Source organism: Rhodococcus sp. NPDC019050, from assembly GCF_055664235.1.
Window position 1 is genome coordinate 166088 of the sequence record NZ_JBVOON010000003.1, and the last position, 26828, is coordinate 192915.

Genomic DNA, 26828 nt, shown 5'->3' on the forward strand with positions numbered 1-26828 from the left:
AGAAATACCCCGTAGCCTGTTCATTCGTTATCTGCGTGGCCGCACAACCCGGGCCCCCAGTCTCCGCTATTCGGACATAAGCCGCACTGATCAGGCGGTTTCCTGCAATTTCAAATTCCGGTCCGTGACTTCTTTTTCTCGCGTGGCCGACCGGAAAGATTGAATCCCGGAATTCATCGGCGAGAAAACTAGAACAGGTTTCCTATGCCTCCGGGGCGCGTCGCAGCGCGCAGCCGGAGACGGGCCGGTCCGTGCGACACGCACTTGACGCTCAGGATACGTGTCACGCCGGGGCGCACAGAGTTCTTGATCGGGCGAGTCGAGCGGGTTCAGAGTTTGAGGGCGTCGGACGCCGAGAACGTTGCCGCCGGGTCTCGGTCGGCAAAGTAACCACCCAGTTCGGCCGCAAGGGCGTCCGGGCTCCATTGCACGTCGGTGTCGAACCGTTGCTCCACCACCGGCGCCGCCATCAGCGCGACCATCGGGCCGTAGACGATGAAGACCTGACCGCTTATGCGGTCGGCGGCGGGAGAGGCGAGATACGAGACCAGGTTCGCCACATGATCGGGCGAGAGCGGATCGACCTCACCCTCGGGCGCGTCACCGAAGACCGCTTCGGTCATGGCCGTGCGCGCACGAGGACAGATGGCGTTCGCGCGCACGCCGTACCGGGCGAGCCCGCGCGCAGCCGATACGGTCAGGGCTGTGATGCCGGCTTTCGCCGCGCCGTAGTTGGCCTGCCCCTCCGGCCCGAGCAGACCGGCCTCGGACGAGGTGTTCACGATGCGCCCGTAGACGGGTCCCCCGGCCTCCTTGGACTTCGCCCGCCAGTACGCGGCGGCATTGCGGGTCAGCAGGAAGTGACCGCGCAGATGAACCGCGACAACCGAGTCCCATTCGTCGTCGGACATGTTCGGCAACATGCGATCCCGGGTGATGCCCGCATTGTTGACCACGATGTCGAGGCCACCGAATTCCTCTTCGGCAGCCTGGACCATCGCATCGGCGGTGGCGCGTTCGGCCACGCTGCCCGGTACGAACGTCGCGCCGGGTCCGACGGCGCGGATCTGCGCGAGCGTGTCCTCCACCGAATCGTTCACCGCGAGATCGTTGACGACGACGGCTGCGCCGGCCCGAGCCAGCGCGAGCGCTTCGGCCCGTCCGAGTCCGGAGCCCGCGCCGGTGACCACGGCGACCTTGCCTTCGAGGGACACACCGTTGCCGACAGAACTCATCCACGCACTCCTTGCGATTCGGGCGGGCCGGAAGGCCGCGCGCCGGTGGACATCCCGATCACCGGGACAGTCCAGAATGTAGAACCTGTTCCCGTTTATGACAAGAAGCGAACCGGACGGGCCTCAGGCCTCGGACAGCGCGGCCCGGGGGCACTGGGCGATGGCCTCGCGAACGCGCCCCTCGCTACCCTCGGGAACCGGATGGTTGACGAGCAACTCGTCGTCGTCGTTGAGATCGAAGACCTCGGGTGCCACACCGACACACACGCCGTTCGCCTCGCAGCGGTCGAAGTCGACCTTGACATCCATGACCCGAACCCCGTTTCACTTTCGCATCGACCGAACTGCCATCAGGCTAGAACGCGTTCCAATTCTGTGCAATGATTCGCCGTAATCCCGCAGCGGCGAAGTGGAGCGTTCGTGGACATCAGCTATACCTCCGAGCAACAGGCGCTACGCGAGGAACTGCGAAACTATTTCACCCACCTCATGACCCCGGAACGGCGCGAGGCACTCGCCGCGACCACCGGCGAATACGGGTCGGGCAATGTGTATCGCGAAATCGTGCAGCAGATGGGCAAGGACGGGTGGCTCACCCTGGGCTGGCCCGAGGAATACGGCGGCCAGAACCGCTCCGCGATGGACCAGTTGATCTTCACCGACGAAGCGGCGATAGCGGGCGCCCCGGTTCCGTTCCTGACCATCGACTCCGTCGCGCCGACGATCATGCACTACGGCACCCCGGAACAGAAGGAATACTTCCTTCCGCGCATCTCCGCCGGTGAACTGCACTTCTCCATCGGTTACTCCGAACCCGAAGCCGGCACGGACCTTGCGTCGCTGCGCACCACGGCGGTGCGCGACGGCGACGACTGGGTGATCAACGGCCAGAAGATGTGGACGAGCCTGATCGCCTACGCCGACTACATCTGGCTCGCGGTGCGAACCGACCCGGATGCCAAGAAGCACAAAGGCATCAGCGTTCTGATCGTTCCCACCGACGCCGAGGGGTTCTCCTACACGCCGGTGCACACCATGGCGGGTCCCGACACCAGCGCCACCTATTACGAGAATGTCCGCGTACCGGCCTCCGCCCTGGTCGGCGAGGAGAACCGCGGTTGGTCGCTGATCACCAATCAGCTCAACCACGAACGGGTCGCGCTGACGTCGGCGGGCCCGGTGCTCACCGCACTGGCCGAGGTACGCCGCTGGGCCCAGCAGACGACGCTGCCCGACGGGCGGAGGGTCGCGGACCAGGAGTGGGTGCAGGTGAATCTGGCGCGGGTGCACGCCCGTGCGGAATACCTCAAGTTGATGAACTGGGACATTGCCTCGAGCGCTGGCAAGACTCCCCTCGGCCCCGCGCCCGCATCGGCCAACAAGGTGTTCGGAACCGAATTCGCGACCGAGGCCTACCGATTGCTGATGGAGATTCTGGGACCTTCCGCGACGGTCCGGCAGAACTCACCGGGGGCACTGTTGCGCGGCCGCATCGAACGTATGCATCGCAGTTCCCTCATCCTCACCTTCGGCGGTGGCACCAACGAGGTCCAGCGCGACATCATCGCGATGGCTGCCCTCGGTCAACCACCCGCCAAGCGATAACGAAGGATCCTCCACCGTGGATTTCACCCTCACCGAGGCTCAGCAGGACCTTTCGGGCCTGACCCGCAGCATCGTGTCCGACCTCGTCACCAACGAGCACCTGCGCACGCTCGACACCCTCGACGACCGCATCGACCGGACGTTGTGGGACGTGCTCGCTTCCTCGGGGATTCTCGGCGCAGCGTTACCGGAGTCGGTCGGCGGCGACGGATACGGCCCGCTCGAACAGGCGAGCATCCTGATCGAACTCGGCCGCGGGGTCGCGGCAGTCCCCTTCCTCACGTCGATCGCTTCCTGCGCCGCCACGATCGCGGAGTTCGGTACGCCGCAACAGGTGTCGGAGTGGGCCCGGCCGGCCGCCGACGGCGCGACGATCCTCACGGCCGCCCTGTCCGAAGAATTCGACGCCGACCCGGCGATGCCCGCCACGCGGGCACAGGCGGTGGGCGACGGGTACATCCTCGACGGCACCAAGACCGTCGTCGAGGCCGCGCCCGTCGCCGACGGATTCCTGGTCCCCGCCTCGGTCGACGGTTCCGTCACGGTGTTCCTGGTGCGCTCCGGCGACGCCGGAGTCCACGTGACCCGTCAGTCGACCACCGACCACAGCAGCAGGGGCATCCTCACCCTGGACGGGGTTGCCCTCGAAGCGGACCGGGTGCTGGGAGACGACGGCGCTACCGTCGCGGCCCGGTTACGCGACCGGATGCTCCTCGGGTCGGCGGCCTACCAGTGCGGAGTCCTCGACCGCGCACTCGAGCTCACGGCACAGTACGCCCGCGAACGCATCCAGTTCGACAGGCCGATCGGCAGCTTCCAGGCCGTCGCACAGCGACTCGCCGACGCCTACATCGACGTCAAAGCGGTACGGCTGACGTTGTGGCAGGCCGCGTACCGGATGGCCTCGGGCGAAGGGTACAGCGAGGAACTCCGCAGCGCTGCGTTCTGGGCGGCAGATGCCGGACACCGGGTCGCGCACACGGCCGTCCACATCCACGGGGGTGTCGGTCTCGACGAGGATCACCCCGTCCACCGCTACTTCCTCGCCGCCAAACAGCACGAGTTCCTGCTCGGTTCGGCCACCGCCCAGTTGCGTGCGCTCGGACGCGAACTCGCCGACACACCCGCCTGACCGGACGACGAGGACCCCATGACAGCTGCTTCCACCGTCACCTCGTTGCTCGCCGCACTCTCGGACATCGACGACCGCGGACTGCAATTCGAGGACACCCGCATCTCGTGGCGCGAACACCTCCGCGCCTCGCACGACCGGGCGGCGCTGCTGCGGGAACTGCTCGACGGCAACTCTCCCCCGCACATCGGCGTGCTCATGGACAACGTGCCCGAGTTCTCGCTGCTGCTCGGCGCGGCCGCGCTGTCCGGGTCGGTGATCGCAGGTCTGAACACCACGCGCAGAGGCGAGGCGCTCGCCCGCGACATCCTGCTCACCGACTGTCAGGTGGTGTTCACCGAGACCGCGCACCTGGCCCTGCTCGACGGACTGGACCTGCCCGGTGTGCGGGTGATCGACGTCGACTCCGGTGAATGGCCGGTGCTGCTCGATCGCTTCACCGGATCGGTGCCGGTGGTCGCCGACACCGCGCCCGACGACCTGTTCATGCTGATCTTCACCTCGGGCACCAGCGGCGACCCGAAGGCGGTGCGCTGTACCCACGGAAAGGTCACCGGACCGGGAGCGATGCTCGCGGAGCGGTTCGGGCTCGGACCGTCCGACGTGGTGTACCTGTCGATGCCGATGTTCCACTCCAACGCGATCATGGCCGGGTGGGGCGTTGCCCTGGCGGCCCGGTCCGGCGTGGCGCTGCGTCGCCGGTTCTCGGCGTCGGGTTTCCTGCCCGACCTGCGGAAGTTCGGTGTCACCTACGCGAACTACGTCGGCAAGCCCCTGTCGTACATCGTTGCGACGCCGGAGCAACCGGACGACGCGGAGAATCCGCTGCGCATCATGTACGGCAACGAAGGCACGGCACCGGCCGTCGCGGAGTTCACCCGGCGCTTCGGAGCACGGGTCGTGGACGGATTCGGTTCGACGGAGGGCGGTGTGTCGATCGCCGCGACCCCCGGCGCGCCGCCCGGCGCCCTCGGCAAACTTCCCGACGGAATCGAAATCCTCCATCCGGAGACCGGGATTCCTTGTCCTCCGGCGGAATTCGACGGTGAAGGCAGGATCGTGAACGCCGAGGTCGCAACGGGCGAACTCGTCAACCTTCGCGGTGCGGGAATGTTCAGCGGCTACTACAAGAACCCAGAAGCCGACGCAGAACGCCTCCGCGACGGCAAATACCACAGCGGGGATCTGGGCTACCGCGATCACGACGGATTCGTGTATTTCGCGGGCCGCAGTTCCGGGTGGCTCCGGGTCGACGGTGAGAATCTCGGCGCCGCACCCATCGAACGAGTTCTCATGAGATACCCCGGGTTCGCCCAGGTGTCGGTGTACGGCGTCCCCGATCGGCATGTCGGCGATCGAGTGATGGTCGCGGTGATCCCCACAGCCACCGAGGATTTCGACCCGGTCGAGTTCGCCCGGTTCCTCGGAGTGCAAACCGATCTGGGCCCCAAGCAGGTTCCGACGCTCGTCCGGGTCTGCCGGGACTTCCCCCGCACCGCGACGTTCAAGGTCCTCACCCGTTCCCTTGCCGCAGAGCGGTGGCACTGCACCGATCCGGTGTGGATCCGCGAACGAGGCGCAGCCGAATTCGTGCCGCTGTCAGCCGAGATGATGCACCTCCTCGAACCTCTCACGGTCGGGTCCGGACACCGATAACGTCTATCCGGACGCCATGCAGACCCGTGGGAGAAACGGGGAGCGATGGGATCGGTGCCCGGTACGGCAGCGCGTGCGCTCGGAAGTTTCTACGCGTTGTCGCTCGACGCGTTCACCGGCCTGTTCCGCGCACCTTTCCAGTGGCGTGAGTTTCTCACGCAGTTCTGGTTCATCGCACGGGTATCGCTCCTCCCGACCATCCTCATGTCCATCCCGTTCACCGTCCTCGTGGTGTTCACCCTCAACTCCCTGCTGCTGGAGATCGGCGCGGGTGACCTCAGCGGCGCAGGCGCAGGCGCCGGTCTCGGCGCCATCACCCAGATCGGTCCGCTCGTAACAGTTCTCGTCGTTGCGGGAGCGGGTGCCACCGCCATCGCGGCGGACCTCGGGTCGCGCACGATCCGCGACGAGATCGCCGCGCTCGAGGTACTCGGCATCGATCCGGCCTCCCGTCTCGTGCTGCCTCGCGCACTCGCGTCGATGGCCGTCGCGGTGACGCTCAACGGTGCGGTGTGCGCGATCGGACTCGTCGGCGGGTTCTTGTTCTCGGTGACCTTCCAGAGCATCGATCCCGGCGCCTACGCCTCGGGGGTCACCCTCCTCGTCGGTCCGGGAGAACTGCTGCTGTCGGAGGCGAAAGCGGCAGTGTTCGGACTGCTCGCCGGGCTCATCGCCTGCCACCGCGGCCTGTCCGTCACCGGCGGACCCAAGAGTGTCGGCGAGGCCGTCAACGAGACCGTGGTGTTCGCGTTCGTAGCGTTGTTTCTGGCCAACATGCTGCTCACCGCCATCGGCATCGCGGTGATGGGCCGGTGACCGTGGACGGTCCCGCCGGGGGACGGGGCACCCACGCGGCAGGCCGGGCAGGCCGGGCCGTGTCACACGCCGTCGACAACCTCGGGCGGCAGGTGATCTTCTCGATCGGAGCGCTCGTCTCGACGGGCAAAGCAGCACGCCACTATCCGCGCGAGACGATGCGCGTGGTCTCCGAGATCGGGCTGGGCACGGGAATTCTCGCCATGGTCGGCGGCAGCGTCGCCATCATGGGGTTCCTGACGTTGTTCGCCGGTGCGACCGTCGCAGTGCAGGGCTTCACGTCGCTCGGCAACATCGGCGTCGAAGCCCTGACGGGGTTCCTCTCGGCCTACGTCAACGTGCGGGTGATCGCTCCGGTCACCGCCGGGGTCGGCCTGGCCGCCACCATCGGCGCGGGAACCACCGCGCAACTCGGCGCCATGCGCATCAGCGAAGAGATCGATGCACTCGAGGTCATGGCCATCCGCTCGGTGCCGTACCTCGTCGGCACCCGCATCCTGGCGGGGCTCATCGTCGTCGTCCCGCTCTACGCACTGTCCGTACTCGCGGCCTTCCTGTCGAGCCGCATCGCGACCGTGGTGATCCTCGGTCAGTCCCCCGGCGTCTACGACCACTACTTCTCGACGTTCCTGCGACCCGCCGACGTCGCGTGGTCGTTCGTCCAGGCCGTGACGATGGCACTGGTCGTGATGACCGTGCACAGTTACTACGGTTTCACCGCGACCGGCGGCCCGTCCGGAGTGGGCGTCGCCACCGGGCGTGCGGTGCGGATGTCGCTGATCGCCGTCGTCGCCGTGACCCTGCTGATCTCACTGGCCCTCTACGGCAGCAGTCGCCAACTGCACCTGGCCGGGTGACGAACGTGCCCGGCCGAGCATCGAAAGACTGGTTGCCGACGGTGGCGGTGGCAGGACTGACCGTGGTGTCGGCCGTCGTGCTCGTGCTGGTGGGGTTGGCCTTCCGCGGATCGTTCGCCCCCGGCGTGACCGTCGTCGTCGAGACGGGTCGCACCGGCCTGGTGCTCGAACGCGGCGCGATGGTCAAGGCTCACGGCGTGCAGATCGGACCGTCTCCGAGGTCCGGCACACCCCGGACGGTGCCGAGGTGGTCCTGCGACTCGAACCCGGCGACGCCGCGCGCATTCCGTCGGACGCGGGCGCCGACATCCGCGCGACCACCGTGTTCGGTGCCAAGTACGTCTCGCTCACGGTACCGGACCCTCCCGGCCCGTTGGGCCTCGCGGAGGGCACGGTGCTGCGAGCCTCACGCGTGACGGTGGAGACCCAGACCGTCTTCGAATCGCTCTCCGGTGTCCTGCAGGCTGTCGACCCCGCGAAGCTCAACCGCACGCTCGGAGCGTTGGCCGTCGCGCTGCGCGGTCAGGGCGACACGCTCGGGCAGGCGCTGACCGACACCGACGCGGTGCTCGCGCAACTCGAACCAGGGATGGACGTGATCCGGCGCGATCTCACCGCCACCGAGGCCACCGCCGACATCTACGCGTCGGCAACCGACTCGGTGATGGACTCCCTCGGCAATCTGACCACCACGGGCGCGACCATCGTCGAACATGCCGACGATCTCGATCGTCTGTTGCTCGCCGCCATCGGTATGGGTGATGCGGGGCGGCGTGTGGTGGAGCCCAATTCGACGCAGATCGTCGACGTCCTCGATCTGCTGCGACCCACCGCGTCGCTGCTCGAGGAGTACTCGCCCGTGCTGCCGTGCTTCTTCCAGGGCGCCGACCGCGCCCGGCAACTCGCCGAACCGGCGTCCGGTGGCAACGGTTCGTCGATGATGCTCAATTCGACGCTGCTGCTCGGCGTGGACCCGTACGAGTATCCCCGTAATCTTCCGGTGGTCGCGGCAAGCGGCGGACCACGTTGTGGCGCATTGCCCGTCGTCGGTGAGGACGAGATCCCGGCGCCGTACCTCGTCGCGAATACCGGTGCCAACCCGTTCGAGGCCGGCAACACCTCTCCGGTGTTCGTACCCGAATCGCTGTTCGAACTGCTGTCGGGAGGTGTGCGATGACCCGCACCGCCGTCGCCGCGGGCATCTACGCACTCGTCATGCTGATGACTCTCGCGGGTCTGTTCGTCGTGTTCGGACACGTCCGGTTCGGCGACTACACCCGCTACCACGCTCTCTTCGACGACGTGTCCGGCCTCGAGCCGGGGCAATTCGTGCGGGTGAACGGTGTCGAGGTGGGCCGTGTCGCCGAGGTCGAGTTCGCCGAAGGCAATCGCATCGACGTCGTCTTCGAGGTCGAATCCGTGTACGTGCCGACGCGGGCCACGGTCGCCACCGTCCGTTACCTCAATCTCGTGGGTGACCGCTACCTCGAACTGTCCGACGCACCCGGCGCACTCGTACCGATGGTTGCCGGGGAGACCATCGGAACCGACCGGACCCGCCCGGCACTCGATCTCGACGTGCTCATCGGCAGCTTCAAACCGCTGTTCCGCGCACTCGAACCGGAGCAGGTCAACCGCCTCTCCGCGGACCTGATCACCGTGTTGCAGGGGCAAGGCAGCACCGTCGAATCCGTTCTGATGCACACCGCCTCACTCACATCCGCCATCGCCGATCGCGATCTGCTGGTGGGCAGCGTGATCGCCAACCTGAACGCGGTACTGGGCAACCTCGCCGCGCATCGGGACACCTTCGATACCGCACTGGTGCGCGCCCACGAACTGATGGACGGCCTCGCACAGGATTCCGTGATGCTGGGCGACGCCGTCTCCGACATCGACGCCGCGAGCGGAACCGTGGCGAGTCTGCTCACCGATGCCCGCGCCCCGCTCGCCGCGACGATCCGGGAGACGGGCAATGTGGCGACTCTGCTCAAATCGCGAGGCGACACGATCGAGAGCCTGGCCACGCGCCTGCCCGACGCGTACGCCGCCCTCAGCCGCCTCGGTGCCTACGGCGGGTTCTTCAACTACTACCTCTGCGGAATGCTCATCAAGGTCAGCGATCCGTCCGGAAACACCGTCACCTCACCGCTGTTCGGGCAGACGACGGGGAGGTGCGCGCCGGCATGAAGCAGTTCCGCGAGATGAACCAAACCGCTGTCGGATCGGTCGGCACCGGCGTGCTCGTCGTGCTCGTGCTGTGTGCCCTGAACATCGGATCGCTGCCGTTCCTGAACACCGGGGCCGAGTATCGTGCGCGCTTCGTGGACGCGGGAGGGCTGAACACCGGCGACGCCGTGCAGGTCTCGGGAAAGGATGCGGGACGGGTCACCGGCATCGACATCGACAACGACGCCGTCGCTGTCACGTTCACGGTCGACGAGCAGGTCGTCCTCGGCACCGACACGGCCGTCGAGATCTCGACGGCGACCGCACTGGGCGCGCGCAACCTGCGGGTCCGGCCCGCCGGACCGGGACGCCTCGAACCGGGGAGCACCATCGACGTCGACCGCACCACCGCCCCGTACCAGTTGACCGACGCTCTGGGCGACCTCACCGGCACAGCCTCCGACCTCGACGCGGATCAGCTCCGCACGTCGATGCGCGTCCTGTCCGACACCCTGCGCGACACCCCCGACGACGTCGGTGCGGCAGTCGACGGTGTGATGCGACTGTCCGACACGGTGGCGTCCCGCGACGAGTCGCTGCGCGAATTGCTCACCCACGCGGAATCGGTCACCGCCGTCCTGGCCGAACGCAGCGACGCCATCGACTCACTCGTCACCGACATCGATCTCGTTCTCGCAGAACTGGATCGCCGCCGGGTGGCACTCGACACCCTGTTCGCGAATCTCGACGCGTTGTCGGTGGAGATCTCGGCACTGGTCGCCGACAATCGGGCCCAGCTCGCTCCGGCGCTCACGAAGGTGAATGCGGTCCTCGACATCCTGAATCGCAACCGGGAGAACATCGCGCTCGCGATCCAGCGACTGGGGCCGTACGCCACGGAACTCGGGGAGGCTGTCGCGTCGGGTCCCTTCTTCAATTCCTACATCCAGAACCTGCTGCCGATGCAGATCATCGAACCGGCACTCACCGCCGCACTCGACAACGCCGGTCTCGGTGTCCCGGGAGGCACGCCGTGACGTGGAGCAAACCTGTGCGGGCATGGCTCGTCCTGCTACTAGTCCTCGCGGTCGGTGCGGTCGTGTCGTTCACGGTGGTGCCCTTGCGCGCCCACGATGAATACTCCGCGGAGTTCGCGACCGCTCGTGGCCTGTACGTCGGCGACGACGTGCGTGTCATGGGTGTCGAAGTGGGGCGCATCAGCGCGATCGAACCGCGCGGCGACCGGGTCCTCGTGACGTTCACCGTCGACGCGGCGCGGCGGATACCGGCCGATGCGAGCGCTGTGCTCATGGCACCGACACTCGTCTCGGCGCGGTTCCTCCAGATGACCCCCGCCTACACGGGCGGACCCGAACTCGCCCCCGGCGGCACGATCCCCCTCGAACGCACCGCTGTTCCGGTCGAGTGGGACGAGATCACCGCGCAACTCGCGCGCCTGACCACCGAACTCGGTCCGGCCGCCGACGATCCGCAGGGCCCGCTCGGCGAAGTTCTCGATACCGCGGCAGCCAACGCCGAAGGTCACGGGCCGGCCGTGCGCGACTCGCTGACGCAACTCTCGGCGGCGATGCGCACCCTGTCGGACGGTCGCCACGACCTGTTCGGCACCCTCACCAACCTGCACGTGTTCGTGGAGGCACTGTCGATGAGCGGCGACCATCTCGTCTCGCTCCACGACCGGCTGGCCGCCGTCACCGGCGTCCTCGACGCGAACCGCGACGAGATGGGCGCCGCCCTGGCCGGGCTGGACACCGCGCTCGTGGATGTCGAAGGGTTCGTCCGGGAGAACAGGGACGTCATCGACGCGACCGTCGACCGCACGAGCGTGCTCGCCGAAACCCTCGCGACGCAGCGGGACGGTATCGCGCAGGTACTGCACGTCGCGCCGACCGCGTTGTCGAACTTGCAGAGCATCTATCAGCCTGCCCACAACACCGTGGTGTCGGCGCTCGCGCTCACCAATTTCGCTAACCCTGCCCAGTTCATCTGTTCGGCGCTGGCCGCGGCGGAGCAGGTCGACGCACACACGGGTTCCGAACTGTGCGTGCAGTATCTCGGGCCGATCCTGCCGCTGCTCACCATGGATTATCCGCCGGTGCGCATCAATCCGACGCGGGGCGTGGGCGCGCTGCCCGACCAGCTCGTCTACTCGGAGCCCGGCCTGGCACCTGCCGCTCCGCCGAGCATTCCGTCACCCGGCACCCCGTCGCCGACCGACCTGACCGCGCTGCTGTCCCCGGGAGTGCGATGAAACTCCGGCTCCCGGCGCTCGCCGGTGTTCTCGTCGGCGTCTTCCTCACGTCGGGGTGCGACTGGCACGGCCTCAACTCTCTCGAACTGCCAGGCACCCACGGACGGGGTGGCGACGCCTTCGCCGTCACCATCGAGATGCCCGATGTCACGACACTCGAACGTAATTCACGCGTACGGGTCGGCGACGTCACGGTGGGGCGGGTGTCGGACCTGCAACTCGGGGGCGGGCACGCCGTGGTGACCGTGATGCTCGACGGCTCGACCGTCCTCCCCGCCAACGCGGGCGCGAAGATCGGGCAGGCGAGCCTGCTGGGTTCCGCCCACGTCGAACTCGCGCCGCCCGTCGGCGAACCCGCGCGCGGCGTTCTCTCCCAGGGCGACGTCATCCCTCTAGAACGTGCGGGAGCATTTCCCACGACCGAGCAGACCTTGTCGTCCCTCTCGCTCGTCCTCAGTGGCGGCGGACTCGCCCAGGCTCAGGAAATCTCGCGGGAACTGAACCAGGCGCTGGACGGACGCCAGGAAACGGTGCGTGCCCTGCTCACGCGCATCGACGCGGTGCTCGCCGGTCTCGACGATCAGCAGAACGGAATCCTCAGCGCGATGGAATCACTCGATGCGCTCACCGCAGACGTAGCCGTCCACAACGAGCGACTCGCTGCGGCCACGGACCAGTTCGCACCGGCACTGGCCGTCCTCGCCTCACAGCGCGGAGAACTCACCCGCGCCGCCGACGCGCTGGGCCGGTTCGGCCGGGTGGCCACCGACGTGGTCGATGCGAGCGGAGACGATCTGGTTGCGAACCTGCGCGACCTCGAGCCGATCCTGGCCTCGCTCAGCGCATCCGGCGACTCGCTCACCGAATCGTTGCGTTACCTGCTGACCTTCCCGTTTCCGATCGACACATACCGCAACGCCGTGCGCGGTGACTACGCGAACGGCACCGTCATTCTCGATCTCACCCTGCCCACCCTCGAGAATGCGCTGCTGCTCGGCACGCCGTTCGAAGGCGCACTCACCGGGAACACGGTGCCGATCCCGGATCTCGTGTCGTTGCTCGTTCCACCGGTCGGTGAGGTGCCCCGGTGAGCCCGGCAGCCCGGTTGCGGGCGCGGCTGATCGTGTTCTTCGCGATCGGAGTGGCCGCGGTGCTGGTGGTCGCGTTGTGGGTCGTCGACGTTCCGCGGCTGCTCGGGGTCGGCACGTACAAGGTTCGGGTCGAACTCACCGATGCCGCAGGTCTGTACTCGTCGGCCAACGTCACCTATCGCGGCGTCGAGATCGGACGTGTCACGGCGGTGACGATGACGACGGGCGGCGCCGAAGCGGTGTTGTCGCTCGACTCCCGGGTGCCCGTACCCGCAGACAGTGACGTGCAGATCCGCAGCATGTCGGCGATCGGCGAGCAGTACGTCGAATTCCTGCCCTCGGGCAGCCGAGCGCCGTACCTCAGCGACGGCGCGGTCGTCCCGAGTGGACGGGTGTCGGTACCGGATCTGATCGGCGGCACACTCGACCAACTCGACTCGACGCTGCAGTCGGTCGGACCGGATCGGCTCGCCGTGCTTCTCGACGAAACCGACAGCGCTGTCGCGGAATCCGGCGAGGTTCTGCGGGCACTCGTCGAGTCTGCCGCCGCACTGAGCGGCGAGGCCGAGGCAGGCATCGACGGCACTGCCGCCTTGCTGGATCAGGCCGGGCCACTTCTGGAGACACAGGTGGTGTCGTCGGAGTCGATCGCGAAGTGGGCGACGTCGCTGTCCGGGATCACCGGGCAACTGCGGGACTCCGACTCGGACGTGCGGATGCTTCTCGGTGTCGGGGCACCTGCGGCGGCTCAGGTGCAGGCGCTGTTCGAGGACGCCGAACCCACGTTGCCGCTGCTGCTGGCCAATCTCGTCACGGTCGAGCAGGTGGCGGCCGTCTATCGTCCGTCACTCGAGCAGATACTGGTGTTGTTCCCGTCGATCATGGCGTCGACGCAATCCGCGGGTCTGCCGAACCTCGACAACCCTTCTCAGAACACCTATTTCGTCAATTCCTACAACGATCCGCCACCGTGCATCGAGGGCTTCCTCCCGCCGGAGCAACGCCGCTCCCCCACCGAACTCGACGTTCCGGAGACGCCGCCGGACCTGTACTGCAAGTTGCCGGCCGATTCACCGATCGCGGTGCGCGGCGCCCGGAACATGCCGTGCATCGAGTACCCCGGGCGGCGCGCACCCACCGTGCAACTGTGCCGCGACGGTGGCTATTCGGCGTCCACCCTGGAGGACCTCCTCACCCCGGCGGGCTGAACGACGAAGCCACCGGAACGGCTCGGGGGCCGGTCCGGATGTCTACCCGGACCGGCCCCCGCAATTCGAGGTCTCGCGATTCGTACCTGCGGTCAGGCGTTCGCCGCGTCGTTGAGACGCTCGAGAGTGCCGGTCGCGTCGAGGTACTCCTGCACCCACCGTTCGATGACGACCGACGTCTTCTCCACCTTCGTGAGCTGGCCGACGACCTGGCCCACGGGGTTGAATGCGACGTCGACGGAATCGTCGGGGTACTTGTGTGTGGCGGCGACAGCCATGCCGGACACCATGTACTGCAACGGCATGCCGAGCGGTTCCGGATTGCCCTCCTTCTCCCACGCCTCGGTCCAGTCGTTGCGCAGCATGCGGCAGGGCTTGCCGGTGAACGACCGGCTGCGCACGGTGTCGCGGCTGGTCGCGTTCGCGTAGGCGGCCTGCTGCACCGCGGTGTTCTCGGCTTCCTCGACCATCAGCCACTGCGAGCCCGACCAGGCACCCTGAGCACCCAGAGCGAGTGCGGCCGCGATCTGCTGGCCGCTGCCGATACCGCCGGCCGCGAGGACCGGGATCGGGGCGACTTCCTTGACGACCTGGGGCCACAACACGATCGAGCCGACCTCGCCGCAGTGGCCGCCGCCCTCGCCGCCCTGGGCGATGATGATGTCGACACCGGCGTCGGCGTGCTTGCGCGCCTGGTAGGGCGAGCCGCACAACGCCGCGACCTTGCGTCCGGATTCGTGGATGTGCGCGATCATGTCGGCCGGCGGTGTCCCCAGCGCGTTGGCGATGAGCGTGACCTTCGGATGCTGGAGGGCGACGTCGACCTGCGGGGTGGCCGTTGCCTCCGTCCACCCGAGAAGCTGCAACGCGTTATCGTCGCCTTCGGGCAGCGGCACACCGTGGTCGGTGAGGATCTTGCGCCCGAAATCGAGGGTCTCCTGCGGCACCATCGACTGGAGCATCTTGGTGAGTTCTTCGGCCGAGAGGTCGGTGTCCATGCCCTCGTACTTGTTGGGGATCACGATGTCGACACCGTACGGATGGTCGCCGATGTGCTCATCGATCCAGTTCAGCTCCACTTCCAACTGCTCGGGGGTGAACCCGACGGCGCCGAGGACACCGAACCCGCCCGCCTTGGACACGGCGACGACGACGTCACGGCAGTGGGTGAAGGCGAAGATGGGGAACTCGATGCCGAGTTCGTCGCAAAGGGGCGTGTGCATTCGGCACTCCTCGGGAGACGGTGGAAGACTGGAACAGGTTCCACTTTAGAGGGCGCGCCACCGAATGAACATGCCTCGACGACTTCTCCGCGGAGTTCAGATGATGCCGCGCTCCCGCAGATCGGCCTGCTCGGATTCGCCGAGGCCGAGCACGTCGCCGTAGACGGCCGCATTGTCGTAACCGGCGACGGGTGCGCCCGCCATGCGCACCGATCCGGGCGTCCCGACGAGGGCCGGCACGACACCGGGGCCGAGAACATCCCTGCCGGAACGCTCGTCGTGGTGGGACACGAGCATGTCGCGCGCCTGGAACTGCGGGTCCTCGACGACCTCGGCGATGGTGTTCACAGGACCGGCGACCACGCCCGATTCGGACAGGTGCGCCAGCAGGTCTTCCAGGGTCCACGTCGCAGCCCACGCGCCGATGAGGTCGTCGAGTTCGTCCTGATTCACCCCGCGCGCGAGATGGTCGGCGAATCGGGGGTCGTCCGCGAGTTCCGGGGTGTCCATCGCCGCGCACAGGCGACGGAACACGGTGTCCTGGTTGGCTGCGATGACGATCCACATGTCGTCGGACGTCCGGTAGAGATTCGAGGGAGCGATCCCTTCGAGACGGGTGCCGGACGGGCCGCGTACGACCCCGGCCGCGTCGTAATCGGGCAGCACCGACTCCTGGACCGCGAAGCACGCTTCGGTGAGCGCGACGTCGACGACCTGACCCCGGCCGGTCCGCTCGCGACTCAGCAGCGCCGCCAGAACCCCCTGCACGGCGAACATGCCGCCGAGGGTGTCGCCGAGCGACAACGCGAGGCGCGGCGGCGCCTGGCCGGGATAACCGTTGAGGTGCCGCAGACCGCTCTCCGCCTCGGCGACCGACGCGTACCCGGCGTGCCCGGCCTTCGGACCGGTCTGTCCGTAGCCCGACACGCGGGCGAGTACGAGACCGGGGTTGATCTCGGACAGCACGTCGTACCCGAGGCCCCATTTCTCGAGGGTGCCGGGCCGGAAGTTCTCCACGATGACATCCGATTCGGCGACCAGTCGCCGGAACAGTTCCTGCCCTTCGGTCGACCGCAGGTCGAGGGTGATGCACCGCTTGTTGCGCGCGTGCACCGTCCAGAAGAACCGGTGACCGTCCCGCTCACCCTGCCCCCACGTGCGCAGCGGGTCGGGGCGAGCGGGATCCTCGATCTTGATGACGTCGGCGCCCATGTCGCCGAGGAGTCGTCCGGCGAACGGGCCCGCGATCAACGTGCCCAGTTCGAGCACCCTGATGTCCGCGAGCGCACCGGATCCGTTTGCGTGCTGCGCCGACTCGTTCGGTGTCCGTGTCACTGCGTCCCCGGTTGTCACTGCGTACCTGTTCCTTCGATCAGTAGCCGAGGTGAACGGTCTTCTCCTCGGTGAACGCTTCGAGGCCGCTGCGGCCGAGTTCGCGTCCGATACCGCTGGCGTCGCGCCCGCCCCAGGGTAACGCCGGGTCGGGCACGCCCCACCCGTTGACCCACACCGTGCCGACCCGCAATCGGGGGATGACGCTGTGCACCGTCGACAGGTTCTGACTGAAGATGAACGCGTTGAGTCCGTACTTGGTGGTGTTCGCCAATCGGACCGCCTCGTCGGTCGTCTTGAATGTGATGACCGTGGCGACCGGGCCGAAGATTTCCTCCTGCGCGATCGTGAGGTCGTTCGTGCCGCGGAACACCGTGGGCTCGACGAAGAATCCGCGGTCGCCGATGCGCGATCCGCCGGTGATCAGTTCGGCGCCCTCACTGCGTCCCTGCTCGATGTAGCCGAGGATGCGGTCGAGTTGTTTGCGGTTGACGATGGTGCCCTGCGTGGTGGCCGGATCGAAGGGATCGCCGACGACCGCGTTGCGCGCGAAGTCGACGAGTCCTTCCACCACCTGGTCGGCGATGGATTCGTGCACGATCACTCTCGTGCCCGCCGCGCACACCTGGCCCTGGTGATAGAAGTTGCCCATCGCGATCCACGGCAGCGACGCCTCGAGATCCGCGTCGGGGAAGATCAACTGCGGTGCCTTGCCGCCGAGTTCGAGCGTGACCTTCCGGAACTTCTCACCCGCGAGCGAGGTGATCGTCTTGCCCACCGCGGGGCTGCCCGTGAACGTGATCTTGTCGATGCCGGTGTGCGCGGCGAGTGCGGCACCTGCCTCCGCTCCGAGACCGGTGACGACGTTGAACGCCCCGTCCGGCACGCCCGCCTCGGCGAGCAGGTCGGCGAGCCTGAGGGTCGCGAGCGAGGCGTCCTCGGCGGGCTTGACCACGACGGAACATCCGGCGGAAAGCGCGGGTGCGATCTTCCACGCCGCCACCACGGTCGGGTTGTTCCACGGCGTGATCGCCCCGACCACACCGAGGGGCTGCCGGAGCGTGAACCCGAACCGGTGCTGCGGTCCGACGTCCGGGAGGATCATCGCCTCTCCGGCGATCTTGTCGGCCCAGCCGGCGTAGTGACGGAACGATGCCGCGGCCGCGGGGATGTCACCGGCAACGGTGTCGGCGTAGAGCTTGCCCATCTCGGTTGTTTCGAGTGCCGACAGCTCGGGTGCGTGCTGCTCGATGAGATCTGCTGCGCGGGACAGGATCCGGCCGCGTTCGGCCCCGGACATGCGCGACCACGCCCCCGATTCGAACGTCTCGCGCGCTGCGGCGACGGCAGCATCGACGTCGGCGGCACCGCCCGCTGCCACCTCGGCGACGATTTCCTCGGTCGCCGGGTTGATCGACGAGAACTTCGCACCCGACTGCGCCGGAACTGTGCGTCCTCCGATGCGCAGGCCGGAATCGGGGATCGTCAGGGGTGCGGAGGCGGGAGCGGAAAGGTCTGTCATCGGGACTCCTCGGGAGTAGGCGGAGCGAAGCGGCGGCTGATCCCGGACCACGACGCGTCGTAGTCCGTCTGGCGGTGGGCGCAGTGGTATGCGGTGTCGGTCACGGTGAGCGCGAAACGCGTCTCGAACATGAACGACAGCGTGTTCTCGAGCTTGACGGGCTTCAGATCCGCCGAGGTAGCCAGATCGAACGTCTCCAGGTCGGGCCCGTGCGCGCCCCACTGGTTGTGGAGAGACGCGCCGCCGGGGACGAATCCTTCGGCCTTGGAATCGTGCCGCCCCCGTACCAGCCCCATGAACTCGGTCATCACGTTGCGGTGGAAGTGCGGTGGCCGGAACGTGTGCTCCGCGACGACCCAGCGGTCGGGGAACACGCAGAAGTCGACGTTCGCCTGGCCGGGGATCGCCGTCGGCGACGTGAGCACCGTGAAGATCGACGGATCCGGATGATCCCAGCCTGCCGTGGTCATGGCGTTGAACAGCGACAGGTCGTATTTGTAGGCACCGTGCGTCCCGTGCCACGCCACGACGTCGAGCGGTGAATGATCCAACTCCGTCGCCCAGAGCCTGCCGCCGAACTTGTTCACCAGTTCGACCGGCCCGCTCGACTCTTCGTACCACGCTGTGGGATAGAGGAAGTCGCGGGCGTGTGCGAGTCCGTTGGCTCCGATGGGGCCGAGTTCGGGCAGCGTGAAGGACGAACCGTAGTTCTCGCAGATGTATCCGGACGCCTGCCCGTGAAGTAGCTCGACCCGGAAGCGCACGCCGCGACCGATGACGGCGATCTCGCCCGGTTCGACCGCGAGACGACCGAACTCGGTGCACAGCAGCAGACCGCCTTGTTGCGGGACGAACAGCAGTTCCCCGTCGGAGTCGACGAAGTACCGGTCGGTCATCGACGAGGAGATCGAATACAGGTGTACGGCAATGCCCGTGCGGGTGTGGACGTCTCCGTTGAGGGCGTAGGTCGTGGTCCCGTCCACGAAATCCGTTCCCGGTTCCGGCGGCGGCAACGGATCCCATCGCAACCGATTGGGGGTGAGTATTCCCCCGGGTGTCGGCGCCGACACCCAACCGCGGTCGTCGATGCGCTCGTACGGCCCGTGGGCGGCCGACGGGACGATGCGATACGTCCACGTCCTGCGGTTCTTCTCGCGAGGCTCGGTGAAGGCCGTCGCCGAATGTTGTTCGGCGTACAGGCCGTAGGGGGCGCACTGGGGCGAGTTCTGCCCCCACGGCAGCGCACCCTCGACGGCTTCGCTGTGGTGTTCGTTCCCGAAGCCCCGCAGGTAGAAGATTCCCTGCCCGGCCTCGACCTCGCGGTCGACCTCGACGCGAGCACCGTCGCCGACGGTCATGTCAGCGCGACCATCTCGTGCAGTGTGGTCCCCGTACGCACGTATTCCTCGCCGTCGATCGTGACGGTCATCGTGAAATCCGAGCGGAAGCGGAAGTATCCCGGCCGGCCGACGAGACGATTGACGAGGGGCTTGAGAAGGACCGTCGAGGCGAGCGGTACATCTTCCAGCAGGTTGTGGGCATGCACGATGTCGCGGACGGTGAGGGTCAGGTCGAGTGAACCCGGCACGCGGATCCGCAGCCACGAAGGGTAGGTGCGGTCGGCAACCGGGTTGAACACCGCTGGACCTTCGGTCATTTCGACTTCGCCGTTGCTGAGCACGATGCGGTCGCCGTGCGCAATCATCACCGGCTGTGACCAGTGGGCGCCGTACTTCTTCTGGGTGTACACCATCGCGTAGACCAGCGAGAAGTCGTCGGTGTACAGCCTGCCCCAGTACCACTTGTCGATGACCCGCTTCATGTCGCCGACACCCCAGTTGTGGTCGTGGTAACCACGACCGGTGACCTCCGTGGTGACGCCGTCGATCGTGACGGTGCCGGCAACGGACGCCCGGGGAGCCCCGACGACCCAGGCAAAGAACTCCTTGTCGTTGTAGCTCGTCCGGCCCCGGCCCGGCATCCACGGCGCGATCAGAGCGGTGAACGTCAGATCGAATCCGAGATCTCCTTCGGAGACCGTGACACGGTAGACCGGCTTGCCGTCGTCCTCCCCGATCAGTTGTGCCGTGTTGTGCGCGACGCGCACGTCGCAGCGTTCCTCCGATACGGAGAGGTCCGACTCTCGGTAGTGCCGGATCTCTTCCCTACGCTGCCCGTCCGGGGAGTACACATGGATTTCCACACCCGGTCTGCGGTGCACCAGTTCTCGCGTCTGGACCATCGCGACGACGATCCGTCCGTCGTCGAGATGCGCGTCGAAATACCAGTGTTCGAACGCGTGTTTCTCGCTCGAGGGATGAGCAGCGTTGTCCTTCGGCTCGACGACGGTGATCTCACCGTCGCGGCGGCCCGGGCCGTTCCAGGCTTCGGTGATCTGCAGAGTGGGCATCGATTCGTCTCCAGGAGTTCATGTGTCGGGGTGTGGCTCGGATCAACGACGCAGAGCGCCGCTCGCATCGAATTGCGCTTCGCGACCGTCCATCTGGGCCCGGTACCAGTTCTCCCGGTGCACGACCATGATCTTCTCGTGCAGCGCGGCGACACCGGGCACGAACCGCCGCGCGAGTTCCATCAGCGTGATGAGAGGGAACCGCACGATCGGGATGAGCATCCACGGCAGTATTTTCGGCATCGAATACTTGCGTCTGGTGGCGGGCGACATGAACATCGCGGAGTACACCGAGTTGATGCGGAAGTTGTATTTCGCGCGCAGCAGGGCGAGACCGTGTTGCCCTTCGCGCGGAGCGAATGCCTGTGGGTACGACTCGATGAGTTCCTTGCCGTACTCCCCCGAGTCGTACGACCGCGACACGACGGTGGTGAGCAGGGTCCGCACGCTGTCGCCGATCGTCTCGGGATACCAGGACATTCGCACGCCGAGGAGGTAGCCCATGTACTTCTGGAAGTGGATGAGCGCGCGGATCTCTCGCGGCGTGGTGTGGTATCCGAGGGACCACAGCGCCAGGCCCGGAGTCACACTGCCCGCAATGAGGGTGAGAAGCATGTAGGTCTGACTGATCGGGAGTCCCCATTTGGCGGCGTCCCATTCCGGGTGCCCGGCCACCCGCGCACGTACGGAGACATGCATGATCCGCACTTTCAGCGCGGTCGCCCGGCCCCGCGATCCGGGCGTGAGGAGCGCACCGGGTTCGGAGACGTCGATCCAGAACCGCGAGGTTTCGAGGAACCTTCGCAGAGCATTGTCACCCGCGTAACCGCCGGCGAGCGAGAGTGGCGTAGCCACAGCGGATTCGGTGTAGATCTCGAGAGTCTCCGCACCGGCGAAGCTGAACAGCATCGTGCCCCAGCGGCGCCAGATTTCGGCGCCCTGTTCCACGAGGTCCGGTTGCACCCAGTCGGGGACGGTTTCGAACTCGCCGAACAGTGCCTTCATCGCGTCGGGGGCCTCGGGAACGGAGTCGATGCCGTCCGCCAGGGCCCGATCGAGCAGTACCCGAGCCTCCTTCGGGCCGGGTTCGCCGTGATAGACCTCCTCGACGAAGCGCTCGGCGGTGGGGTCACCGCTGTAGAGGTCGTTGCACAGCGCACGGGCCTGTTCGTCGGTGGGAAGGATGTCGAATCCCGTCGCGGCCCGGATCAGCCGTCGCAGACGCCGGACTCCGGGGCGGGCCTGCGCCTGCCAGTACGGGAACGCGCTCGGGCACCGGTCTGCGGTGGTGGGTTCGTCGGGTGTGGTTTCCAGTGTTCCGGTCATGCCGATGCCTCCTCGGCTCGGTCGTCTGTCACCGTGCGGCGGATCCACCCGCTCAATCGCGTCACGACGTCGTGAAGCCCCCCGGGCTGGTCCACGAGGTAATGGTTGAGATTGCGCATCTCGATCAGTTCCGCCTCGCCCGGCAGGGCATCGCGCATCAGCCGGGAGTCCTCGGCGAAAGCGGCCTGGTCGCCGAGCAGGCTCATCACCAGGGTCGGCGCGGTGACGTTGTTCAGGTCGGTCAGTGCGTCGGCGTTGGTGTGATCCACGCTCCACGTGCTGAGCCAACTGCGCACCGTGACGAATCGTGCGAGCCCTCCGGCGGCAGTGTTGGCCGCGGCCGGATCGCCGTACATGCTGCCGGCTTCCCGGTCCGAGGGGTCGAGCGTGGTGTCGACGAACCGGGGATCTCCCACGGTGCGATGCACCACGAATCCCCGGTCGGACGCACCGACACGGTTCAGTTCGTCGAGTTGTTCGAGAACCCAGGCGTCGATGCGACGCATACGGGCGAGCTGCGCGTCGCGATACGCGGCCACCCACTCCCGGTCGAGCGGGACCGTGCGGTCCGGTGCGTACAGGTCGAGGCCGGGATCGGTCGCATAAGGGTCGGCCTCGTCGACGACGGCGCCGTCGATCCAGTGCCGCAGCACCCGCGCGCGCCCCGGGTGTGCCCCGACGAGCAGATTCGCGTCGGCCGGACGCAGATTCGCGTCGGCGAATCGGGCGGGATCACCGGCGGGGGTCTGCGTGACCGTGGGGTTCTCCGCCTGCGACTGATAGAACGACGCCAGCGATCCGCCGCCGCTGAATCCGAGCAGCACCACCTTCTCGAAGCCGAGTTCGTCCGTCATCCAGCGCACGCCGGTACCGAGGTCGAACGCGGCACGTTCCATGATGAGGGCGGGCTCGTTGGAGGCGTACCGGGTGTTCAGGCCCATCGCAGGGATTCCGGCTTCGGCGAACGCGCGGAGCAGGAAATGACTGAGGAAGTTCGACGCCGGATGGCACATGATCACCCCGACCTCGCGGGAGTGCCCGGGCATCGCGACGAGGTTGCCGTGCAGCGTCGGATAGTGCCGGCTGAGACCGGAGTGCATCTCGACGCGGCCGTCGGTCGCCGGTTCGTACGGGATGCGCTGGAAGTGGTCGCGGGGTTCGGAGCCTGTCGTGGAGTTCATTGCACCGTCCGGTATTTGAGCATCATGTCGTGGTCTTCGTGGTCGAGGACGTGGCAGTGCCACACGTAGCCCTGGAGTCGCTCGGCGTGCGCATGGTCGGCGTGCGGGTCGTGCGGAGCACCGTGCGCGTCCGCCATGTCGACCGCTGCGGGGAACGTCGCGTCGGGATCGAAGCCCAGTTCCGCGGCCGTCGGGAAGTACGCGACGATGCGGGTCACCGAGTTCGGGTCGCAGATCACGGTGTCCTTGAAGCCGGTCTCCCACGGCTCGGGGCCCCGCAACGGTTCGACGACGAACGGATCGGCATCGGGCGTCCACTTGGTCCCGATCGGCGGCTGTGGTTGCCGCGCGCACATCGCGAGCGTGTCGATCGCCTGACGTCCCACGACGCGAAAATGCACCAGATGCAAGTGGATCGGGTGCGGGTCCGGCGTGGCGTTGACGATGTTCCACTGCTCGACGGTGCCCTGCCGGGGCATCTCGATGTCCTCACTGTGGAACCTGAGATTGTTGAGCGACATGATCGACGGGGGTAGCCGCACGTCCGACGGCTGACTCAGCGACACGTGACGAACGTGCTGCACGGCCGGGACCGCTCCCACGACCGGCGGTTGCCGCAGGCCACCCCGGAGACGAGTCGGGGGCGTCGCTGCGAAACCTCGCGCGGCCTCGGCCCTGAAACGCATAAACACCGGCATGTGCACGGCACCGATCTGCGCGGCTTGCGGTGCGGCCGATTCGGTGTTGCGGAGCTCGACGGTGGCGCCGGGCTCGAGCGTGCCGAAATCGACCAGCAGGTCTACACGTTCGCCCGGTGCCAGCCGTACGTGGGTGGTCGGTGCGGGAGCGTCGAGCAGTCCGCCTTCCATCCCGATGACCCAGAACGGCATGCCGTTGGAAAAACGCAGATCCCACACGCTGAAGGACGCGGCATTGAACAGTCGCAGTCGGTACAGACCCCGTGCTACCCGGGCCTCGGGCCAGATCTTGCCGTTGACGACGCCGACGTCGCCGACCGCGCCGCCTTCCCATCTGCCCTGCGGAACGATCGGGGTGGAGCGGATGCTCTGCCGTCCATCGCTGTGCACGATCTTTTCCTGCAGTACCAGTTCGAGTTCGAACTCCCCGGCGGGCAATCCCAGTGGGTTGCCGCGTTCTCCGGTGTCGTAGTCGTCGCGGAGCAGGTACACACCCGCGAGCCCGGCATAGACGTTCAGGCGCGTGACGGCCATGGCGTGGTCGTGGTACCACAGCCCGGCCGCATCCTGCCTGTTCGGGAACCGGTACGTCGATCCCTCTCCCGGCCGCGCGATCTTCTGAGGGTGGCCGTCGAATTCGGGAGGCGTCACGCCGCCGTGCAGGTGCATCGATGTGGGTACGTCGGTGCGGTCCCGCTCGCTCAGTCCGTGCAGGGAGGTGTCGACGTCGGCAGCGAACGGATGCACGGTGATCCGGTTGCGGTAGTCGATCGTCGTTTCCTGTCCGCGGTGAGCGGTGATCACCGGACCGAGATACGTGCTGTTTCCGTAGGCCAGGGTCGGACCGGGCGCGAGGTCGCGATGGAAGCTGTGGGTCGCGCTCACCGCATCGAGCGTCAGCGACGAGCCCTCGAGCCTCGGGAGGACGGGGAGGTCGTCGACGAACGGCGTGAGCTGTGGTGAGGGAAAGAGCATGGGGCGTGGGAGTTCCGGCGGATCAGCGAGTGCTCTTCCCCCGACGAGCAGACCCGAGCCGGCACCGACTGCGATTCCGGCGAGAAGAGTTCTGCGACTGATATTGCGCATGGACCAGGCTTCCGTTTCACGCGACCGCAGCCGACGAGGCAGCAAACTTCGTGATCGCGATCACAATACCATACGGTATGGTGTGGTCAATCCCCCGGTTTTCGTCGCCATCGCCAGAGGCCAAGTGGAGGCCTGTATTCCACTGTGCCGGAAAGTCGTTCGCTCGCAGTGTCCTCACCTCGGTTCCGCTCGCCCACAGTCCCGGCCCCGGCGACATGTAGGCTCGGCGCTTACAGCGAGAGACAAGAGGTGGCGACCCGTGGCGCAGCAACCGGCGAAGGAACGCTCGCGGTCCGGCCGACGTCCCCGGCTTTCCCTCGACGACTGGACCGCCGCCGGACTCCAACTGCTCGTCACCGAAGGCCGCAATGCCGTGAAGATCTCCCGGTTGTGCGACGAACTCGGTGTCACCAAGGGCAGTTTCTACTGGCACTTCACCGACATCGACGACCTGATGAAGGCCATCGCCACCCGCTACACCTCACAAGACAACGACGCCGCCCGCGGTCTGACGAGCGTCGAGGAGTTGCCCGTCCGGGAACGTCTGGCGCGTATGGGCACGATGCTCGTCGACGATCGCGCATGGGAGGCCGAGGTCGCGGTGCGCGAGTGGGCGCGAAGTGATCCGCAGGTCGCCGAATCGGTGCGTGCCCTCGACCAGCGGATCATGGCCGTCGTCGAGAATGCTTTCCTCGAACTCGGTTTCGACAAGGACGAGGCACGGGTCCGCGCCGGAACACTGGTGTACGCGGGAATCGGGTTCGTGTACGGACGCGACGGATTGCCCTCCCCCACGGTCGAGCAGATTCAGGCGTTGCTGACGATTCTGGTCCGGAAATAGGACGTGCCCGGGAGGAAACACCTCCCGGGCACAGCCCCACCCCCCCCCGGTCTATCGGGCTTCGTTCAGACGATCGACCGCCCGGTCGTAGCCGGTCACGAGTTCGTCCATGATCTCCGCGACAGGACGAATGTCGTTCATCCGGCCCACCACCTGGCCCACCGGCATCGCGACGACTTCAGGATCGTCGGCCGCCGAAATACGCTGATGCGCCTCGCTGACCAGAATGTTCTGCAGCGGCATGGGCAGTGGCGCGGGTGCATCAGGCTTGGACCACGCCTCCGTCCACTTGGTCTTGAGGAGGCGCGCGGGCTTGCCGGAGTAGATCCGCGACCGTACCGTGTCCGACGACGTCGCACCGAGCAACGCCCGCTGTATCGACGACGGGCCGTTGGCAGCGGAACCCAGTTTGTATTCGGCGGCGGTGAGCCAGTACGAACCCATCCATACTCCCGAGGCCCCGAGTGCCAGCGCTGCCGCGACCTGCCGGCCGGAACCCACGCCACCCGCTGCGAGCACCGACGCCGAATCACCGATGGCGTCGACGATTTCGGGCCACAACACCATCGAGGCCACCTCGCCGGTGTGTCCCCCGGCCTCGTATCCCTGGGCGATCACGATGTCGACGCCGTTCTCGACGTGCCGACGTGCGTGTTCGACCGCTCCCGCGAGCGCAGCGACCGGCACACCCTTCTCGTGTGACAGGTCGATGACATCCTTCGGCGGCGAACCCAGGGCATTCGCGATCAGGGAGATGCGGTGCCCGAGAGCGATATCGACGTGCGACCGCGCCACCGAGTGCAACCAGCCGAGCACACCGCTCGCCTGCTCGACGTCATCGGACAGCGGCGGAACACCGAGTTCGGCGAGAGTCCGGTCGACGAACGCGCGGTGTTCCTCCGGAATCAGCTTGTCGAGGTCGACCGCGGTGCCTTCGGTCGGCACCTTCGCCGGCATCACGATGTCCACGCCGTACGGCCTCCCGTCGGTGTTCTCGTCCATCCAGGTGAGGACGGCATCGAGTTCGTCCGGGTCGTTGAAGCGCACGCATCCGAGGACACCGAGTCCACCTGCGCGACTGATCGCGGCAGCGACGTGCTCCGACGGGGTGAAACCGAAGATCGGATAGTCGATTCCGAACTTCCGGCTCAGTGCGGTCTGCATACTT

Annotated in this window: 23 protein-coding genes; 12 read left to right on the forward strand and 11 right to left on the reverse strand. The window is 67.0% G+C overall.

Annotated features, from left to right (window positions below; translation table 11 throughout):
- Positions 1-329: 329 nt before the first annotated feature.
- On the reverse strand, positions 330-1235 hold the full coding sequence (locus AC0B44_RS05360; RefSeq protein ID WP_471901885.1) for a 3-oxoacyl-ACP reductase: 906 nt from the start codon (positions 1233-1235) through the stop codon (positions 330-332).
- A gap of 123 nt (positions 1236-1358) precedes the next feature.
- Positions 1359-1544, reverse strand: coding sequence for a ferredoxin (locus AC0B44_RS05365; protein WP_471901886.1), 186 nt, complete (start codon positions 1542-1544; stop codon positions 1359-1361).
- Between the two features lie 111 nt (positions 1545-1655).
- On the opposite strand from AC0B44_RS05365, the gene AC0B44_RS05370 reads away from it, so the two are divergent.
- The 11 genes from AC0B44_RS05370 (at position 1656) to AC0B44_RS05420 (ending at position 14041) form a co-directional block, all read left to right on the forward strand.
- A complete protein-coding gene (locus AC0B44_RS05370; protein WP_471901887.1) occupies positions 1656-2840 on the forward strand; it encodes an acyl-CoA dehydrogenase family protein in 1185 nt (394 codons plus the stop codon).
- A 16-nt stretch (positions 2841-2856) separates the two neighbouring features.
- Positions 2857-3972, forward strand: a complete 1116-nt coding sequence (locus AC0B44_RS05375; protein ID WP_471901888.1) for an acyl-CoA dehydrogenase family protein — start codon at positions 2857-2859, stop codon at positions 3970-3972.
- Positions 3973-3990: 18 nt separating this feature from the next.
- Positions 3991-5628, forward strand: a complete 1638-nt coding sequence (locus AC0B44_RS05380; RefSeq protein ID WP_471901889.1) for a long-chain-fatty-acid--CoA ligase — start codon at positions 3991-3993, stop codon at positions 5626-5628.
- A gap of 45 nt (positions 5629-5673) precedes the next feature.
- Positions 5674-6444: an MlaE family ABC transporter permease gene (locus AC0B44_RS05385; protein ID WP_471901890.1), complete on the forward strand. Its 771-nt coding sequence runs from the start codon at positions 5674-5676 to the stop codon at positions 6442-6444.
- Between the two features lie 59 nt (positions 6445-6503).
- A complete protein-coding gene (locus AC0B44_RS05390) occupies positions 6504-7301 on the forward strand; it encodes an MlaE family ABC transporter permease (RefSeq protein ID WP_471902068.1) in 798 nt (265 codons plus the stop codon).
- 247 nt (positions 7302-7548) lie between these two features.
- A complete protein-coding gene (locus tag AC0B44_RS05395; RefSeq protein ID WP_471901891.1) occupies positions 7549-8478 on the forward strand; it encodes an MCE family protein in 930 nt (309 codons plus the stop codon).
- Positions 8475-9491 carry an MCE family protein gene (locus AC0B44_RS05400; protein ID WP_471901892.1) on the forward strand — a complete coding sequence of 339 codons (1017 nt, stop codon included), beginning with the start codon at positions 8475-8477 and terminating at the stop codon, positions 9489-9491. Before AC0B44_RS05395 ends, AC0B44_RS05400 begins: the two co-directional genes overlap by 4 nt.
- Positions 9488-10507: an MCE family protein gene (locus AC0B44_RS05405; RefSeq protein WP_471901893.1), complete on the forward strand. Its 1020-nt coding sequence runs from the start codon at positions 9488-9490 to the stop codon at positions 10505-10507. The genes AC0B44_RS05400 and AC0B44_RS05405 overlap by 4 nt, the downstream gene beginning before the upstream one ends.
- Positions 10504-11742 carry an MCE family protein gene (locus AC0B44_RS05410; RefSeq protein ID WP_471901894.1) on the forward strand — a complete coding sequence of 413 codons (1239 nt, stop codon included), beginning with the start codon at positions 10504-10506 and terminating at the stop codon, positions 11740-11742. Before AC0B44_RS05405 ends, AC0B44_RS05410 begins: the two co-directional genes overlap by 4 nt.
- Positions 11739-12833 (forward strand): MCE family protein, encoded by a 1095-nt coding sequence (locus tag AC0B44_RS05415; protein WP_471901895.1) that lies wholly within the window; start codon positions 11739-11741, stop codon positions 12831-12833. Before AC0B44_RS05410 ends, AC0B44_RS05415 begins: the two co-directional genes overlap by 4 nt.
- On the forward strand, positions 12830-14041 hold the full coding sequence (locus tag AC0B44_RS05420; protein WP_471901896.1) for an MCE family protein: 1212 nt from the start codon (positions 12830-12832) through the stop codon (positions 14039-14041). Before AC0B44_RS05415 ends, AC0B44_RS05420 begins: the two co-directional genes overlap by 4 nt.
- Before the next feature lie 92 nt (positions 14042-14133).
- Here the strand turns inward: AC0B44_RS05420 and AC0B44_RS05425 are convergent, their stop codons facing one another.
- From AC0B44_RS05425 to AC0B44_RS05460, 8 genes are all read right to left on the reverse strand, one after another.
- Positions 14134-15264 carry a nitronate monooxygenase gene (locus AC0B44_RS05425; RefSeq protein WP_471901897.1) on the reverse strand — a complete coding sequence of 377 codons (1131 nt, stop codon included), beginning with the start codon at positions 15262-15264 and terminating at the stop codon, positions 14134-14136.
- Positions 15265-15360: 96 nt separating this feature from the next.
- Positions 15361-16599, reverse strand: a complete 1239-nt coding sequence (locus tag AC0B44_RS05430; protein ID WP_471902069.1) for a CaiB/BaiF CoA transferase family protein — start codon at positions 16597-16599, stop codon at positions 15361-15363.
- A gap of 37 nt (positions 16600-16636) precedes the next feature.
- Positions 16637-18118, reverse strand: a complete 1482-nt coding sequence (locus tag AC0B44_RS05435) for an aldehyde dehydrogenase family protein (protein ID WP_471901898.1) — start codon at positions 18116-18118, stop codon at positions 16637-16639.
- Positions 18115-19476 carry a homogentisate 1,2-dioxygenase gene (gene hmgA / locus AC0B44_RS05440; protein ID WP_471901899.1) on the reverse strand — a complete coding sequence of 454 codons (1362 nt, stop codon included), beginning with the start codon at positions 19474-19476 and terminating at the stop codon, positions 18115-18117. The genes AC0B44_RS05435 and hmgA overlap by 4 nt, the downstream gene beginning before the upstream one ends.
- Positions 19473-20528: a lipocalin-like domain-containing protein gene (locus AC0B44_RS05445; protein ID WP_471901900.1), complete on the reverse strand. Its 1056-nt coding sequence runs from the start codon at positions 20526-20528 to the stop codon at positions 19473-19475. Before AC0B44_RS05445 ends, hmgA begins: the two co-directional genes overlap by 4 nt.
- A 42-nt stretch (positions 20529-20570) precedes the next feature.
- Positions 20571-21854, reverse strand: coding sequence for an oxygenase MpaB family protein (locus tag AC0B44_RS05450; RefSeq protein WP_471901901.1), 1284 nt, complete (start codon positions 21852-21854; stop codon positions 20571-20573).
- Positions 21851-23035 (reverse strand): alpha/beta hydrolase, encoded by a 1185-nt coding sequence (locus AC0B44_RS05455; protein WP_471901902.1) that lies wholly within the window; start codon positions 23033-23035, stop codon positions 21851-21853. Before AC0B44_RS05455 ends, AC0B44_RS05450 begins: the two co-directional genes overlap by 4 nt.
- Positions 23032-24819 carry a multicopper oxidase family protein gene (locus tag AC0B44_RS05460; RefSeq protein ID WP_471901903.1) on the reverse strand — a complete coding sequence of 596 codons (1788 nt, stop codon included), beginning with the start codon at positions 24817-24819 and terminating at the stop codon, positions 23032-23034. The genes AC0B44_RS05455 and AC0B44_RS05460 overlap by 4 nt, the downstream gene beginning before the upstream one ends.
- Positions 24820-25078: 259 nt before the next feature.
- Here AC0B44_RS05460 and AC0B44_RS05465 point away from each other — a divergent pair, with 259 nt between their 5' ends.
- Entirely contained in the window at positions 25079-25660 is a 582-nt protein-coding gene (locus tag AC0B44_RS05465; RefSeq protein WP_471901904.1) for a TetR/AcrR family transcriptional regulator, read from the forward strand.
- 51 nt (positions 25661-25711) lie between these two features.
- Here AC0B44_RS05465 and AC0B44_RS05470 read toward each other — a convergent pair whose 3' ends face one another.
- Positions 25712-26824, reverse strand: coding sequence for an NAD(P)H-dependent flavin oxidoreductase (locus tag AC0B44_RS05470; protein WP_471901905.1), 1113 nt, complete (start codon positions 26822-26824; stop codon positions 25712-25714).
- Positions 26825-26828 lie beyond the last annotated feature (4 nt).

What these genes read in the sequence shown, in the direction of transcription:
- AC0B44_RS05360 (WP_471901885.1), bottom strand. Translation starts at nt 1,235, where the DNA reads ATGAGTTCTGTCGGCAACGGTGTGTCCCTCGAAGGCAAGGTCGCCGTG.
- AC0B44_RS05365 (WP_471901886.1), bottom strand. Translation starts at nt 1,544, where the DNA reads ATGGATGTCAAGGTCGACTTCGACCGCTGCGAGGCGAACGGCGTGTGT.
- AC0B44_RS05380 (WP_471901889.1), top strand. Translation starts at nt 3,991, where the DNA reads ATGACAGCTGCTTCCACCGTCACCTCGTTGCTCGCCGCACTCTCGGAC.
- AC0B44_RS05385 (WP_471901890.1), top strand. Translation starts at nt 5,674, where the DNA reads ATGGGATCGGTGCCCGGTACGGCAGCGCGTGCGCTCGGAAGTTTCTAC.
- AC0B44_RS05400 (WP_471901892.1), top strand. Translation starts at nt 8,475, where the DNA reads ATGACCCGCACCGCCGTCGCCGCGGGCATCTACGCACTCGTCATGCTG.
- AC0B44_RS05405 (WP_471901893.1), top strand. Translation starts at nt 9,488, where the DNA reads ATGAAGCAGTTCCGCGAGATGAACCAAACCGCTGTCGGATCGGTCGGC.
- AC0B44_RS05415 (WP_471901895.1), top strand. Translation starts at nt 11,739, where the DNA reads ATGAAACTCCGGCTCCCGGCGCTCGCCGGTGTTCTCGTCGGCGTCTTC.
- AC0B44_RS05425 (WP_471901897.1), bottom strand. Translation starts at nt 15,264, where the DNA reads ATGCACACGCCCCTTTGCGACGAACTCGGCATCGAGTTCCCCATCTTC.
- AC0B44_RS05435 (WP_471901898.1), bottom strand. Translation starts at nt 18,118, where the DNA reads ATGACAGACCTTTCCGCTCCCGCCTCCGCACCCCTGACGATCCCCGAT.
- hmgA (WP_471901899.1), bottom strand. Translation starts at nt 19,476, where the DNA reads ATGACCGTCGGCGACGGTGCTCGCGTCGAGGTCGACCGCGAGGTCGAG.
- AC0B44_RS05445 (WP_471901900.1), bottom strand. Translation starts at nt 20,528, where the DNA reads ATGCCCACTCTGCAGATCACCGAAGCCTGGAACGGCCCGGGCCGCCGC.
- AC0B44_RS05450 (WP_471901901.1), bottom strand. Translation starts at nt 21,854, where the DNA reads ATGACCGGAACACTGGAAACCACACCCGACGAACCCACCACCGCAGAC.
- AC0B44_RS05455 (WP_471901902.1), bottom strand. Translation starts at nt 23,035, where the DNA reads ATGAACTCCACGACAGGCTCCGAACCCCGCGACCACTTCCAGCGCATC.
- AC0B44_RS05460 (WP_471901903.1), bottom strand. Translation starts at nt 24,819, where the DNA reads ATGCGCAATATCAGTCGCAGAACTCTTCTCGCCGGAATCGCAGTCGGT.
- AC0B44_RS05470 (WP_471901905.1), bottom strand. Translation starts at nt 26,824, where the DNA reads ATGCAGACCGCACTGAGCCGGAAGTTCGGAATCGACTATCCGATCTTC.